This is a genomic window from Paenibacillus sp. 1_12, assembly GCF_900114475.1.
GTDB lineage: Bacteria > Bacillota > Bacilli > Paenibacillales > NBRC-103111 > Paenibacillus_S.
Genome location: NZ_FOTE01000004.1, coordinates 314,308 through 330,620 on the forward strand (window position 1 = coordinate 314,308; position 16,313 = coordinate 330,620).

The 16,313-nt window shown below is 45.0% G+C and carries 10 protein-coding genes; all 10 read left to right on the forward strand.

Annotated elements, in window-relative coordinates:
- Positions 1 to 57: 57 nt before the first annotated feature.
- Positions 58 to 915 (forward strand): protein phosphatase 2C domain-containing protein, encoded by an 858-nt coding sequence (locus tag BM210_RS11825; protein ID WP_177237774.1) that lies wholly within the window; start codon positions 58 to 60, stop codon positions 913 to 915.
- A gap of 285 nt (positions 916 to 1,200) precedes the next feature.
- Positions 1,201 to 2,196 (forward strand): glycoside hydrolase family 130 protein, encoded by a 996-nt coding sequence (locus BM210_RS11830; RefSeq protein WP_091168114.1) that lies wholly within the window; start codon positions 1,201 to 1,203, stop codon positions 2,194 to 2,196.
- Positions 2,197 to 2,326: 130 nt separating this feature from the next.
- The gene (locus tag BM210_RS11835) at positions 2,327 to 4,165 is read left to right on the forward strand and encodes a cache domain-containing sensor histidine kinase (protein ID WP_091168115.1); all 1,839 of its coding nucleotides are present in this window, start codon (positions 2,327 to 2,329) and stop codon (positions 4,163 to 4,165) included.
- A complete protein-coding gene (locus BM210_RS11840; RefSeq protein WP_091168118.1) occupies positions 4,143 to 5,678 on the forward strand; it encodes a response regulator transcription factor in 1,536 nt (511 codons plus the stop codon). The genes BM210_RS11835 and BM210_RS11840 overlap by 23 nt, the downstream gene beginning before the upstream one ends.
- A gap of 241 nt (positions 5,679 to 5,919) precedes the next feature.
- Positions 5,920 to 7,587, forward strand: a complete 1,668-nt coding sequence (locus BM210_RS11845) for an extracellular solute-binding protein (RefSeq protein WP_091168121.1) — start codon at positions 5,920 to 5,922, stop codon at positions 7,585 to 7,587.
- A 36-nt stretch (positions 7,588 to 7,623) separates the two neighbouring features.
- A complete protein-coding gene (locus BM210_RS11850; RefSeq protein WP_091168122.1) occupies positions 7,624 to 8,553 on the forward strand; it encodes an ABC transporter permease in 930 nt (309 codons plus the stop codon).
- A gap of 15 nt (positions 8,554 to 8,568) precedes the next feature.
- Positions 8,569 to 9,441 (forward strand): carbohydrate ABC transporter permease, encoded by an 873-nt coding sequence (locus BM210_RS11855; RefSeq protein ID WP_218184921.1) that lies wholly within the window; start codon positions 8,569 to 8,571, stop codon positions 9,439 to 9,441.
- Between the two features lie 79 nt (positions 9,442 to 9,520).
- The gene (locus tag BM210_RS11860; protein WP_218184922.1) at positions 9,521 to 11,125 is read left to right on the forward strand and encodes an extracellular solute-binding protein; all 1,605 of its coding nucleotides are present in this window, start codon (positions 9,521 to 9,523) and stop codon (positions 11,123 to 11,125) included.
- A 101-nt stretch (positions 11,126 to 11,226) separates the two neighbouring features.
- Positions 11,227 to 14,772, forward strand: a complete 3,546-nt coding sequence (locus BM210_RS11865) for a carbohydrate-binding domain-containing protein (protein WP_091168127.1) — start codon at positions 11,227 to 11,229, stop codon at positions 14,770 to 14,772.
- Positions 14,773 to 14,973: 201 nt separating this feature from the next.
- Positions 14,974 to 16,299: an ABC transporter substrate-binding protein gene (locus BM210_RS11870; protein ID WP_091168130.1), complete on the forward strand. Its 1,326-nt coding sequence runs from the start codon at positions 14,974 to 14,976 to the stop codon at positions 16,297 to 16,299.
- The last annotated feature ends 14 nt before the right edge of the window (positions 16,300 to 16,313 follow it).

The window sequence follows — 16,313 nt, forward strand, 5'->3', positions numbered from 1 at the left end:
AAAGCCGGATACGTGCCATATATAGATGCAGATGAAATGACAAGGAGGAAGGGAATCATGAAGTTGGAGACGTTATCGCTGCAAGGTACAACGGAATGGAATGAGGATGCACTGATTATTAATGAGCATTTACAGCTATTCGGAGTTTTGGACGGAGCTACCTCCTTGCATCCTTACCGCGGTCCCAATAATGAAACAGGCGGGTATTTGGCCTCGCAGATTATTAAACAATATTTTGAATCCTTGGCAGAGGAGGATGTCAGAGACACCAATTTGAAGCAGCTCGTGATTCAGGCGAATATTCGACTGCGGGATAAAATGGTTGAAGCAGGAATCCAGCTATCCGACAAAGCGGCATTATGGACCAGTGCATTGGCGCTAATTCGGATTACGGACCATTATGTGGATTACGCACAGGTAGGCGACTGTATGATTGCAGCGGCATACAAGGATGATAGGATTCGTACCGTATCTCGTGATCAGGTCGCTCACATTGACCAGCAGTCCAAGTTAATCTGGACAGAGGCAATTGGCCGAGGGGTCTCTAAACGAGAAGAGTTGTGGGAGCTTGTTAAGCCTGTGATTTTGCAAAATAAATCGAAGATGAACACAATGGAGGGCTACTCCATTCTAAGCGGTGAACCGGAGTTAGCTGATTTTATAGAGTATGGCAGGATCAACAGAATCCAATTAAAATCGCTGCTGCTTGTTACGGACGGGTTGTTCCCTCATTCGGAGAGCGGCATAGAGCCTGAGGATATGATTCAGCAGCTGACAACAAGGATTGAAAGTGATACATTGGCTGCTTATGCAGAATGGCTGTTTAATCTGGAGTTCGAAGATAAGGATTGCCAACGTTATCCCCGTTTTAAAATATCCGATGATAAGACGGGAATTTCAATTCGTTTTGAATAAACGTTCAACTGATTATATAGTGACATTGTATTTGCCGCTGCTGCGGGGCACGAAGCTGTGAAGCTTCATATCCCGCAGCAGCTTTTTGCGTATTCGCTTTTAGTCGTTTTTAGTCGTTTTGTCAGGCCACCTAAAAATTGTATCCATTTTTCAAACATTTATAGATGTTGGATAGAAACAGATGTATTACACTGACCATGTGAGGGTTTGAGCCGACAGAAGCTGAATGATGAAAAAAATGAGCGAAAAACGTGAAAATATTGTATATTATGGAGGAAATCGTCTATGTCTATGAGTGGAGTTCTGAAATCCAGTGCATGTATCACGCGTCATCCTGATAATCCAATTTTGACTGCAAGTGATGTGCCTTATAAGCCCGCTCTTGTTTTTAACGCAGGCGTCACTAAGTACGAAGGTCAGTATGTCATGATGTTCCGCAATGATTATGGCGATATCAATAATGAAACTTTGCTTCCTATTAACACTACAAATTTGGGGCTTGCGTACAGCCAAGACGGTATCCATTGGAACGTGCAGGATCAACCCTGCTTTGGAATGGAGAACGAGGAGATTATTAGAACTTACGACCCGCGTCTGACCGTTATTGACGGTCGCTGCTATGTCTGTTTTGCTGTAGATACGAAGCACGGCGTACGTGGGGGTGTAGCCGTTACGGACGATTTCGCGAGCTTCGAGATTCTGAGCTTATCCGCGCCGGATAATCGCAATATGGTGTTATTCCCTGAGCGGATCGACGGTAAATACATACGGCTAGAGCGTCCTTTTCCCGTCTATGGTAAAGGCGGCAAAGACGGCTTTGATATTTGGATTTCCGATTCTCCTGATTTGAAATATTGGGGGAATACGGAATTACTGCTGGGCTTGGAGCGGGTGCCTTTTGCCAATGATAAGCTTGGACCGGCAGCACCTCCGATAAAAACACCCAAAGGCTGGCTGACTATGTTTCATGCTGTAGATATAGATCCTTCTCGTGGCAAAAACGGCTGGGAGTCGTTCTGGAGGAAGCGTTATACAGCGGGTATCATGCTGTTGGATTTGGACAATCCATACAAGATCATCGGTATGAGTCAAAAGCCTTTACTGGCACCAGAGGTAAGCTATGAGACAGAGGGCGGCTTCCGCAACGATGTCATTTTCCCTGGGGGAATGATTTTGGAGGACAATGGTGAGGTCAAAATCTATTATGGAGCGGCAGATACGGTAGAATGTTTGGCAACTGCCCATGTAGACGATTTAATCCAGCTGTGTGTAACCAAGTAACCTAACTTGTATACTTGGATTCATATTCGCATTCCTGCAGGGAGGCTGTGTAGGACAGCAGCTTCTCTGCTTTATTTGTATTTACGTTGGAAAAGCACTTTAGGGCTGCTTGCAGAGGGAGTACATCATAATGAAGCATAGATATGTTCTCCAATACATCAATCAACATTTTAAAGTGAAATTAATACTCGTTCTATCTGTAATTATCATTGTTTGTTCAATGGTTACGGGTTATGTGTCCTATAGGATTTATTTGAATTTGTTTGAGAGCGAAATCAGCAAGCAGTATCTGAATACAAGCAAGCAAACGATTGAGCAGATTGGCTTCAAAATTCAAGATATGTACAGGATTACGGACTTTATTTTTTTCCATCCGCTAGTTGAGCAAATTGTTCAAGGCATGCATGCCGAACCTGCGGAAGGAGAAAGCGTGGAGTATCGCGCGTTCATACTGGAGAGAGAGTTGGCCGACATTTTACTTCCTGTAAAAAATGAAACGCCGCAAATCCGCGCCTTGTATATCGTTGATTTGCAGGGGAGCAACAGCTACTTCAGTCATATGAATCCATCCATGCAGATCGAATTTCCGGAATTTTATAATAGGGTCAAAAGCGGCTTGAAGAGTCAATCCGCCGAGATCGTATGGCAGCGAATGGCCATTCAGGACTCTTCCGCCCCGTCCGGCGAGAAAAGCCATCTGGTAGCCGCTAGACTGCTCAAATCGACCAAACAGCAAATGGTATACGGCATGATTATTATGATTATTGACGAATCGTTTCTATCCAGCCCCCTCGACTCCTTAATGGCAGGCAGGACTACAGGGGCCTATATCTATGATCAATATAACAGGCTTGTGTACAGTAGGGAACCGGAAGGAGGAGCCGGGTTCGTGCCGGATTGGGAGAAGAGAGCGGGAACATTTACCCAACGCACCGACGGCAATGACTATTTATTTGTTAAAAGTGTTTATGAGCCTCGATCCTTCACCCTGGTGAGTGGCATTTCATTGGCTGATATTGAGGCTAAAGGACGAAGCGTTTATCAGGTAGCCTTAATTTCGGGTCTTGTCAGTGTCATACTCATGGCGGTTTGTGTTTCCTTCTTTAGCGGCAGACTGCTTCAGCCGCTGCAAGGATTGGTAGCGGCTATGCAGCAGCTGCGCAAAGGGAATTTACAAGTGAAGCTTGCCAAAACGTCGAATGATGAGTTTGCTTTTCTGGCGGAGAGCTTTAATGCGATGGCAGCCGATATTCAATCCTTGATTCAGGAAGTATATGTAAGCAAGCTGAGCGAGAAGGAGGCTGAATTGAAAGCGCTCCAGGCTCAGCTGAATCCGCACTTTTTATATAATGCGCTGAACTCCATTTATTGGAAAATCATGCTGCTGTATGAGGATGAGGAAACAGCTTCGCTGGTCACTAGCTTGTCGGAGCTGCTCAGATACTCACTTGCACCCGTATCTACACCAAGCACCTTACAGGAGGAGCTGGCGCAAATCCGTAATTATATTACGATTCAGGAAGCAAGGCATGGTGAAAATCTACATGTTAGTATGGAAGCCGAGGACGGGTTAAGCGGCTGCGGAATGCAGAGACTGCTGCTGCAGCCTCTGGTAGAGAATGTGTTTGTTCATGCCTTTCGTGATCAGACGGCTGACAAACGATTATCCATTCGAGCTTTCCGTCAGCATACTGACATGCATATTGAAATTGAAGACAATGGGTGTGGGATGGATGAAGATACGATCCGTCATATTATGGAGGATCGTTCCATCTTTGATCAGCATGGTGAACGGGAGAGCCTGGGCGTCCGCAATGTTACCCGGCGTATTTATCTTGTCCACGGCGAGCCGTACAGGTTGGATATCCGACGGCTTCAGCGAGGAACACTGATGCGGTTAATTTTACCTTGTGAAGCTTATCGGCTCATTAAAGGAGGTGCGGACGATGAATCAACTGCTTTTGGTTGAGGATGAACCTTTATTTAGAAAAGGTCTGGCAAAAATGATTGCCGGTTCCGGAACCAACTGGAACGTCTGCGGCGAAGCGGAGAATGGGCAGGAAGCAGAGAAGATGATAGCTGAACTTGTGCCTGATCTGGTAATCACGGATATTCGGATGCCGTTAATGAACGGCCTTGAGCTGCTAAAGCGTGTGAAAAGCAAATTCCCGGATATTGAGTTTATTATCATAACGGGCTTTCAGGATTTCGAATATGCTCAAACCGCACTTCGTTACGGCGCGCTCGACTTGTTGGTTAAGCCCTGCAGCAAAGTGGATGTTTATGAGGCGCTGGATAAAGTGTATGACCTTGTATTGGAGAAGCAGGCAAGGCTTAGAAAAGAGGAAACGGAGCATCAGCTGCTGCTGGAAAATACGTTAAGGGCGATCTTTCTGAGATCTCCTTATCAGTCGGAAGCGGTGGCTGAGCTGGAGCGGGGTTTGAATGAATGTAAGCTCATTGTGTTTCGAATTATCGACTACTATCCTTCCCATAAGCAATATACGAGGAGAGATGTGCCGTTACTGCAGTTTGCCGTCTTGAATATTATCAGTGAGCTGCTGGACACGTACGGGCTTGCCGGTAAGCTGCTGCTTATCGAATACGGCCGGTATGCCTTGCTGCTGTCTAATACGGCCGAGGAACAGGCTTTTTGTGATGCGGTATGCGAAACAGTCCCAAGGCTGCTCGGCTTATCCGTCTCAACGTATCATGCCGGCTTGGCTCGGAGCCTGACGCAGCTTGCCGATCTCTATGAAGCTGGTATGAAAGGAACGAGTATGTCCGTGCGTACGGACAATGGAATGGAATCGGAAAGCGTATTGCCGATGAATCGGGCGCGTCAGCAGCTGATCAGCGCGCAGATGGTCGCTTTTATCGGTTCCGGTCAAATGGATGCCTTAAAGCAGTATCTGGATCAGTTTATACAAGACGCTCATGGCATGTCTCTGGAAAATGGAAAAATGGAGGCATTATCGCTAAGCTTTGCGCTTCAGGACACGGCCCGTAAACAATTTGAACAGCTGTATGAGCCTCAAATCTTGACGGAACGAATCAGTAAACTGCATAAGTGCGGCAGCACTAACGAGGTAAATGGTTGGATGCAGACGGAGACAGAGCGTTTTTTCAATAACTTTACAACATGGCAGCAAAAATACAGCGAGAATGCCGTATTCAAGGCTGAGCGGTATATGGAGGAGCATTATTCTGAATCCCTTCCCTTACAGCAGGTAGCTTCGCATGTGCATTTGAATGCGTCCTATTTCAGCCATTTGTTCAAGAAAGAAACCGGCCGCAGCTTTATTGATTATTTAATCGAGCTGCGCATGGAGAAAGCAAAGCAACTGCTCTCCAATACGGATATGAAAATTACGGAAATATCGGGCAGGATCGGCTACGATTTACCTAATTATTTCGCCAAGCTGTTCAAACAGGCCACGGGTCTGTCCCCGAAAGATTATCGCAAGCTTTATCAGAGTTGAGTCGACGGTTGGTTCTTGTGAAAAAAACGTTTCATTTGTTTGTTTTCAGACAAATGAAGCGTTTTTTTTGTTGTCAGGATAAAAAGATGATCTAAAAATCGTATCTTTTTCCCCATAAATCGTAGATGTGGCTTCCTAACTATTTCCTTACAATTAGGGTTATGAAACAAACAACAAGTTAAGGAAGGTACGGTGAAATGAAGATGGTATGATAGACATTGTAAAGAATAGGGGGTAAACAATGTCTAATCCAATGAAAAGAATGGTCGTCCCGGTGCTGATTTCAGCAGCGTTGGTCGCTTCCGCAGTTGGCTGTACCGGCCGAACCGACAAGAAAGCTGAGAGTGAGACACCCAAGTCTAATAAGCGGGCCATGATTACGGCAACGATCTATGATCGTGGCAATATTCCTTCCAGTGAGGGCACGATTGAAAACAATAAAATCACGAAATGGATCAACGAATCGGGACCTGTAGATGTCAAGTTCATTGCTGTACCCCGGGCACAGTCAGAGCAAAAGCTGAGCACGTTATTCGCGGGCGGGGGAGCACCCGATCTGATTTTGGAATATGCGCCGCAGATTAAAAATCCATTGATCGACCAAAAGCAGCTGCGTCCGATTAGCGACATGATCGATAAGTACAGCACCGTATACAAAGCGCTTTTGCAAAAATATCCTTCACTGAAGAAAGCGGGAACAGGGGCAGATGGCCAGCTGTACCAGTTTGGACGAATTAATGAAACGATTCCGCAAAGGGGGTTGTTTATCCGTACGGATTGGTTGAAAAAGCTGAACCTGAAAATCCCAAAAACGACAGAGGAGCTTTACCAGACAGCAAAAGCCTTCGCAGAGCAAGATCCCGACGGAAACGGCAAGAAGGATACATACGGTATAGCCATGTCCTACAATTCGGGGAATATTCTGGATGAAATGTTTGGTGTCACTTACCCGGGCTTCATCGTGCAAAATAACGAGCTTATCCATGGCTGGGACCATATTAAAGCGGCAACGGAGTTCAAGAAAAAGCTTTACAGTGAAGGTTTGGTCGATAAGGACTACTTGAACGACAAGAATGGTTCAAAGGCGAAGCAGGATTTTCTGAAAGGTAAAACCGGGATCTACATGGAGCAATTTAATGTTCCGATTGTCTTTTATAACGACTATTATGTGAATTTGAAAAAAAATGTTCCGAATGCTGAAATTACGGTCATTCCGTATCCGGAAACTCCGGTAGGGCAGTTTAATCCTATATTTGTAAATCCGATCCAAATGACAGCTGTTGTCAACGCTCAAGTCAAAGACACGGAAGCGGTGATGAAATATGTTGATTTTGCCGCATCCGAAAAATTCATGAAAACCATGTATTACGGCTTTGAGGGCGTACACAGCAAATCGGAGCCAGGCAAATGTCCGCAGGTGATCAACCTGGATAAATGGAAAACCGAATTTAATTTCGGATCAGGAGATTTTGCTATGCTGGCTTCCCCGACATTAGCAGGCAAATGCTATTTTGGTACGGAAAAGCTTGATGCCCAGAATGAGCTTCAGAATCAGGTGAAAAAGATGTTTGAGGCGAATTCGTCCTTTATTCGTTTTGATCTACCGGTGGCGGGTCCGACGCACGCTGAACAAATGCCTCAGCTGCCGAAGGAGCTTCAGCAGATTTTGACCAATACGACGAAGCATGTCGGTGTCGGCGAAGGCGATATTTGGGTGAAGTCGATTTTGACGCCTGGCTATAGCCCCGAGCAAGCCAAACAGGATGCCATTGCAGCCTGGAACAAAGCCGGGGGCAAGCAGGTCGACGATTGGTACAAAAGCTTTTACGCCAACGATAAGGACAAAATGATTTTAACCCGGGATATCTACGATATTTTCAAAGAACAGCGTGCGCTTCAAAAGAAATAATATCAACGAATTAGATAAACAGGCGGTGGAAAATGAATGGGGACCGTACAGGCCAAAAACACTAAACAAGCTTTACGTTATTTAAACAAGAAAAAATATTTGTATCTACTTTTAGTCCCATGTGTGGTCTATTTTCTAATATTTAATTATTTTCCGATGTATGGTGTCATCATCGCTTTTAAAGATTTTAATTTTGCCAAAGGTATTGTTGGGAGTCCGTGGATCGGGTTAGAAAATTTCAGGTACATGTTCGGGCTGAGTGACTTTTACACGGTTTTTTGGAACTCGCTCTACCTTAGCATGCTGAGGCTGGTATTCGGTTTCCCGTTTCCGATCCTGTTAGCCATACTTTTAAATGAAATGCGAAATCGAACGTACCAGAGGGTTACACAAACGATTATCTACCTGCCCCACTTTATATCCTGGGTTGTCATTGGAGGTATCCTCGTCAATTTCTTGTCCCCTTCCTGGGGTATTGTAAATATTTTCCTCAAGCAAATTGGGATGGAGCCTGTGTTTTTTCTAGCGAATAATGATTATTTCCGACCTTTGGTCATTATTAGCAGTATTTGGAAGGAATCGGGTTGGGAAAGTATTCTTTATCTGGCTGCCATGATGAGTATCAATACGGAGTTATATGAGGCTGCCAGTATCGATGGTGCGAACCGATTGCAGAAAATGCAGTACGTCACGTTGCCCGGTATCAAATCAACAATCGTCATTTTGCTTATTTTGAGACTTGGACAGATCATGGGCAATGGCTTCGAGCAAATCTTTGTGCTCCAAAACCCTTTGAATCTGGGTGTATCCGAGGTATTTGAAACTTATGTGTATCGGGTGGGGTTACTTGGAGGCCGGTTTTCCTTTGGAACCACGGTGGGGTTGTTTACCTCAGTTATCGGGTTAATTTTCCTGCTGGCAAGCAACCAAATTGCAAAATGGCTTAAAGAAGACGGGATATGGTAAAGGGGGACAGATGTAGTGAGTATCCGATCATTGGGAGATAAACTGTTTGACGTTTTTAATTATGCTGTCGTTACTTTGTTCGCTTTGGCTTGTTTATTCCCGTTTTTTTATGTTGCCTCCTTTTCGGTGACACCTTACTCGGAATATTTGCAAAATCCATTAAAGCTCATCCCGAGCCAGATCGAGCTGTCCGCGTATAAACAGATCCTTCAGATGCCGCTAATGTGGACCGGATACAAGAATACGATCATCATCACGGTTGCCGGAGTGGCAATCAACATATTTTTGCTGATCATTTCAGCCTATCCGCTTTCCAAGAAGGATTTAAAGGGCAGGAATGTGATCATGGTATTAATCACATTTACGATGTTTTTCAATGGAGGCTTAATTCCGAATTTTTATCTGATTAAAACATTGGATATTTATAACACGCTCTGGGCGATGATTTTACCTGGTGCACTTGGAGCCTATAACCTCATTTTGATGAAAAACTTTGTCAGCTCTATCCCCGAAAGTCTGGAAGAATCAGCTTTTATTGACGGTGCTAATGAAATCAAGGTGCTGTTTCGGATCATCGTACCCTTGTCCAAGCCGGCAATAGCTACCTTTGTCATTTTTCATGCGGTAACTCAATGGAATACGTTTTTTTCCGCTATTATCTATACGTCGAAAAGAAGCCTTTGGCCGCTTATGCTGATCTTACGTGAAATGGTTGTTGATGATGGAGGCATTACCAAGGATGCAATGGATATGAACAATTCGGGGGTTACCGTCTTTACTATTAAAATGGCGATCATCATTTTTGCAACACTTCCGATTCTGCTCGTCTATCCCTTTTTGCAAAAGTATTTTATGAAGGGCGTACTGGTAGGCTCGATCAAGGGATAATGGCTTCATCCTCCAATCGATTAAGATCTGCAGCATGCTGCAGTTTTAATAAATGTACAATAAAAAGGAGATGTTTGTATTGAAAGGGTCCGTCAAAACGGTAGTAAGTTCCTCTGTGAGCATTGTGCTGCTTTCCTCCATCGTGGTGGCCTGCAGTCCAAATACGGATAAAAAAATGACTGATGCAGCAAGTCCAGCAGCAAGCACAACACCAAGCACAAGCACTGGGACACCAGCCCCAGCCAAGGCAGCACCTGCATCAATCAAAATGTTTAATAGGGTGAATGCAACTGTTGTAATTGAAAAAAATCCGGTCATAGCTGAAGTTGAAAAACTGGCGAATGTAAAATTGGATGTTGAAGCACCTCCTATCAATAACTATGTGGATAAGCTGCAAGTGCTTATGGCCTCAGGAGACTTGCCGGACCTCATATACAACTGGGGTGGCGCAGATGCCAATATGGAAAAATGGGCTCAAAATGGTCTTCTTGCATCTTTGGACGATAAAATTAAAAATTATCCGAATCTAACGAAAAATATTACCAAAGAAATGTGGGATGGGGTCAAATCCGTTAATGATGGAAAAACCTATATCATTCCAAGAACCAATGTAGTCAACCACTGGGGCTATATGATCAACCAGCAATGGCTGAACAAGCTTAATCTCAAAGCTCCAACGACGCTCGATGAATTCACTAATGTGTGCAAAGCCTTTACGAATAACGATCCTGACGGAAACGGAAAGCCGGATACGTATTGCCTAAGCTTTTCTAATCCTACACTTGGCGCCAATTCGATCTGGAATGCTTCTAATTTCCTTGCCTCCGCATTTGATCTTCCCATCGTGAATGGAGCCAAGGATACGGACGGAACGTATAAAATAAGGGAAAAAATGTCGGGCTATATTCCTTTTCTGACCTATCTGAAGCAGCTAAATGATGAGAAGCTGATTGATCCCGAGTTCCTGATTAACAAGATCTATGTGGATCAGGAAAAAATGAATCAGAACCGGGTCGGTATTATCTACGCACATCAATATGCGGTTATGGCCAACCTGGCAAAGGATAAGGAATCAGATGTAAAATACACTTATCAACCTGTATTAAAGGACAGTAAGGGCGTTGCCAACGATTGGGTCACACCTGCCACATGGGGCGGCTGGATGATAGCCAAAAATTCGAAAAATATCGACAGCGTGCTGAAGTTCCTGGATTGGGGCAATACAACAGAAGCCAATACCTTGTTCCAGCTTGGGATCAAAGGTGTGACTTACGACAATTATGATCCAGCTACCAAGAATATAACGCGGACTGCCGATCAGGCTGCGAAGCTTGCTGCAGTGACAAGCACTTACATGACAGTTGCTAACGCCATCGATGGAAACGCTGCCATTATCGAAGGTGCAGATACATTAGACAGACTTAATGCTTACAAGTCGCAGTTGGATGGTGCATTAAAGCAGATGACCGTTATCAATGTTCCTGCCGTAAGGTCTCCCAAAATTCTCAATCTGAACAGCACGATTCCAGATATGGTCAAGAAAAAAGACGATCAGGAGCTGAAGTATATCATGGGCGCGATTACGCTGCAGCAGTTCAAGGACTTCCTTGAGAAGGAATGGAATCCAGCAACAGCCGAAGCTGAAAAAGAATACGTAGACTATATGAATAAGGCAGGTAAATAAACACAGGTAAATACACCAGGAAGTAAAAAGTGTAGAGGTGATATAGGGGATATTCCGTGTATCACCTTTTTACATAAATTGATTAAGGATGGTGATAAATAATGGTAAAAGGTAAGGCTCGCAGTATGGCTCGTGGTATTTTGTGTTTTCTGATTGTACTCAGTATGTTTTTTTCAAGCATTCCGTTTGTCAAAACCGGTGGCATTCAGACAGCGTATGCGGCTAATTCGAGTGTAACCCAGAGCGGAAATGTATGGACGCTTGAAAATGATGTGATGAAGTCGGTCGTATCCTTTGCAAGCGGAAGTATTCAAATGACAAGCTATTACAACAAGGAGGCCAGCAAAGAGTATCTCACTGGAAGTGGAAGCCAATATTTGTTTTATTATAACTACGGCGGAAGCGACCTTTATGCCAATGACGGTGGTTGGACGTTAGGCACCGCAACGATTACGGACATCAGCAAATTCGGCACCAACTGGGGCAAGCTGCTTACGATTCCGGTAACCAGAACCTCTCCGCAAAATGTGACTATTAACCTGAAATTCGAAATTTATAATGGCAAATCCGGTTTGAAGTACAGCAATTCCATTAAAAATAATGCCACTTCCGAGAAGACAATTACGAACTCGGATATCATCTCGCTGAACCTGCCTAATGACGCGCACACGCTTTATTATGTACCGAATATGGCCTGGTACAGCACGTCGGGTTCACTTGCTCCGAATACGGGAAGAAATGCAATAACGGTATATAATTCGGGTGATGGATGGGGCCTTCAGCCGGAAATGAACTGGAAAACGGAAGGAGCTCCGAATCGGCTGCCCTTTGCCAGCATCAACGCGTGGAGCGGTATCACCAATGTCAAAATATCTACGAATACCGAAGCCGTACAACTAGTGTTGTTCCCAAATGAAGAATTTGAGTACATTTCTGTCAACATGACCGTTTTCAAGGGTGATGTTATTGATGGGAAAATGGCTGTAGAAGAGCACTTAAGAAAAAGGTTTAAATATCATGATGTCACCTCCTTATTCACAACGAATGACTGGGACTACATAGGCCAGCGTACGGATGCATTTTTTAGAAATACGGTAGTGCCAAAAGCTGCCCAGGCAGGTTTGGATATGGTAATGATCGACGATTCATGGAATACGACCAGAGATACCACGACAGCGAAGACCAGCTTTACCAGCAATTTGGCAGCACTGACCGATACTATTGTAGGTCAAGGTCTGCGATTCGGATTGTGGTTCAGTATGACTGGTGATGACCACAATAAGGGAAGGGATTTGGCTGATCCTGCCAATATCGAATTCAAGAGAAGCCAAGTTGAGGATATCATGATCCCTCAGTATCATCTATCCCATCAAATGATTGATTTGACCGAATTTTGGCCCAATACGGCGGCGACCTCAACCTCGCATCCAAGCGACAGCATTTATCGTAAAAATGTATTGGTGAGAAACTTTATGAATGATCTGGTTTCACGGCATCCCGACTTTATTGGCAAGCTAACCAGCGAAGTGGATATTTATCCTACGCAAGGTGACCGAAACAACGGGCTGCTGCATATCTCGGATAACGGATTTTTGTCAGCCAATGGCGGGGTCGGCTCAAGTATGAAAATCGGTATGGACAGCTTCGGCTATTTACCGATGAATTCCGTTTATTACGGAGGCAATCCGTCAGGTAAAGTGGAGGACTACTATTCCTATATGATGGCAAGGGTGATCAAGTTCAATACGGACCCTTCAAGCTGGACCAATGCAGGCATGGATTCATTGAAAAAGTTCAACAATTGGAGGAAAAGTCCGAGAATCAAGGCATTGACTGAACAAACGACCAGACCGCTGTATGCGGGTCCGGATTTCGATACTTCGGGCTCCTACGCATGGATGTATGCGACTGAGGATAAAAGCAAAGCGCTGGTCATTGCTACAGCAGCGAATGTAACGGCTGTTCCAGACGATCTGACCCTTAATCTTAGATGGCTCGACAGTAATAAGACTTACCTGGTTGAGGATATCACGATGAACGATAGCGGTGTCAGCTCATACAGTTATAAAGGGAAATTTACAGGCAGCCAGTTAAAATCGCCTGGGCTTCCCGTGAACCTGGCTGACAACACATCCAAGGGCAAGGCGTTCTGGATACAGGAGGATAATTCAACTGCCATGCAGGTGTTGTATGCAGATGAAAAGATTGCATCCTTCACGCAAACTGCAGGTACTTCGAGCCTGACGGTTAATGTTACCGGAACGGCAGGTACAATCGGCAAGGTGGTTGTATTTGACCGGACAGCTAATAAAACCATTACCAGCGACGTTACCATTGGTACAGGTGGAACCGGCAGCGTTACCATCGGTTCCGGCATTTTGCTTGAAGCGGAAAGTTTGACGGCGGCGGTATCGCCAGGATCGAACGTTGCGAATGGAGCTGACACGGCTGCCAGCAATGGTTCACTGAGCTATGGGAATCTGAATGGAGTCGGCGACTGGGTTCAATACACAGCAACCGTGCCAAGCCCAGGGACTTATAATGTAAAGGTTCAGGTTAAGAAGCATCCCAGCCGAGGTACGGCACAGCTGTATATTGACGGTGTAGCACAGGGATCTCCTATAGATGAATATCAGAGCGCTCAAGGATATGTAGAGGTTGATCTTGGCAATATCGCATTTACAACAGCCGGTAGTAAACTATTCAAATTCCAGATCACAGGGAAAAATGCCAGCAGCAGCTCTTACATTTTGGCTACGGATACGATAAGGCTTACCTATAAATCGCCTGATGTGATTTTGCCGCCAGCGGTCCCGGAAGCAGTCAAGTTTGAAGCGGAAAGTCTTACGACAACGGCATCATCAGGAGCAACGCAAACCTATGGAGCGGATTCAGCTGCCAGCAATGGCGGGTTGAACTATGCTAATGCTAACGCCGTAGGAGGCTGGGTACAATATACAGTGAATGTGCCTGCATCGGGTACTTACCGGGTGAGAGTACAGGTCAAAAAACATCCTGACAGGGGGACGGCACAGCTGTATATTGACGGCACTGCTCAAGGATCGCCGATTGATGAATATCAAAGCGCGCAGGGCTATGTTACCGTAGATCTCGGCAATGTGACGTTCGGTTCAGCAGGAAACAAGCAGTTCAAATTTCAGGTGACAGGCAAGAATGCCAGCAGCAGCTCCTATACGCTCGCCACTGATTATATTTCACTTACTAAGGAGCCGCTTAATTATGAGTTTGAGAGTTTAACCACAACCGTTTCTGCAGGAGATACTACGGCAAATGGCAGCGATACCGCAGCCAGCGGTGGTGCATTAAGCTACGGTAACTTTAACGCGGTGGGCGACTGGATGGAGTACACGGTCAATGTTCCAATTGCCGGAACCTACACGTTAAGCGCACGAGTTAAAAAGCATCCCGACCGCGGTACGGCACAATTGTATATTGACGGTATTGTGCAGGGGAATCCAGTTGACCAGTATCAAAGCACACCGGGCTATACGGTAGTTGGGCTTGGCAATGTTACCTTTAGTTCGGCAGGAAACAAGCAATTTAAATTTCAAATCACAGGAAAAGATCCAAGCAGCGGGAATTTTACTTTGGCAAATGATAAATTAATACTTACCAGAGTGAATTGAACGTTTACTTGCTGTAGTAAGAAGTCAAGAACCTTTGTTCCACTTCATGAGGTGGAGCATGGGTTCTTTTTTCTGTGCAATCCGATTCACATCATCCTAATTTCAACCTAAGATCGAAGGATTGCCACCTCGGCAAAATTCCGCATATCCCTTACGATTAAGTGGTCAAGATGATCACCAGATTGAAAGGGGAATATTCGAATGAAATTTACTAAAAAAATGTCTAAAGCAGGGGTAGCGTTACTGCTTGCTGCTTCCATGGCTGCTTGCAGCAGCGGAGCTACTCCGGCTGCGGAACCAGCAAAGGCAGCGGGTGCCGATACGAAGAGCGATGCCAAGACGGACAAACCCGTTGAGCTTACCTTTTGGTCCCTAGGGACGAACGGCTATGAGAAGCTGGCAGAGGAATATAAAACGGTGAAGCCTAACGTCACGATCAAAATTCAAAACACAGCCGATCAAACGGCTCATCACAATAATATGCTGACTGCGCTGTCCGCGAACAAGGGAGCACCGGATATTTTCATGGTCGAGATTGCTTTCCTGGAAAAATTCATGGAGGCGAAGGATAAATTTAATAATCTGAATGATCTGGGAGCCGGCAGCTTGAAAGGAAATTATCTCGACTGGAAATGGAAGCAAGCTTCCTCCACAGACGGTAAATTCCAGCTTGGTTTGCCGACAGACGTAGGCCCGACTGTCGTTTATTATCGTACGGATTTGCTGGAGCAAGCGGGTATCGCAAGCAAGCCGGAGGAGTTTTATAAGGAAATTGCGACTTGGGACAAATTTGCCGAAACGGCAAACAAGTTCAAACAAAAAACAGGCAAAACGTTTGTAGATATGCCGGGATTGCTGTTTAACGGCGTACGCGATCAAGGCAATGAAATCTTCTATAACAATAATGATGAATTCATTGGCGATAAAAACCCGCAAGTCAAAAAAGCTTATGACTTTACGGTAAAAGGAATTAAAGAAGGTTGGGTAGGCAAGAACGTACTCTGGACACCGGAATGGGCAAAAGATACGAATGATGGAGGATTTGCTGTCATGCTTGCACCCGCTTGGATGAGCGGCGTTATTAAAGGAAATGCCAAGGATGCAACGGGCAAATGGATGATTACGCAGATGCCAGAAGGTGCAGGCAACTGGGGCGGTTCATTCCTGAGCATTCCGAAGGAATCGAAAAATGCGAAGGAAGCTTACGAATTTATATCGTGGATGGACAGCAAGGATGGACAGCTCAAATCGTATATCTCGAATGGTTTGATGCCTTCGATTCCAGCAGTTTATGAAGAAGCCAAGTTTAAAGAGCTTAAAGATCCTTTCTACAACAACCAAGCCATTTCTGTTGAGTTTGCCAAAGCTACGAAAAGTGTCAAGCCCATCCGCTACGGCAAGCTGCATGACGCAACAGACAGCATTATCAAAGAAAGCTTAAGCAATGTCCAGCAAAAAGGCGGAGATCCGCAGGCAGAGTGGGATAGCGCGATCAAAAAGATCAAAGAGCTGAATAAACGCAGTTAGTCAACGGAGCGATG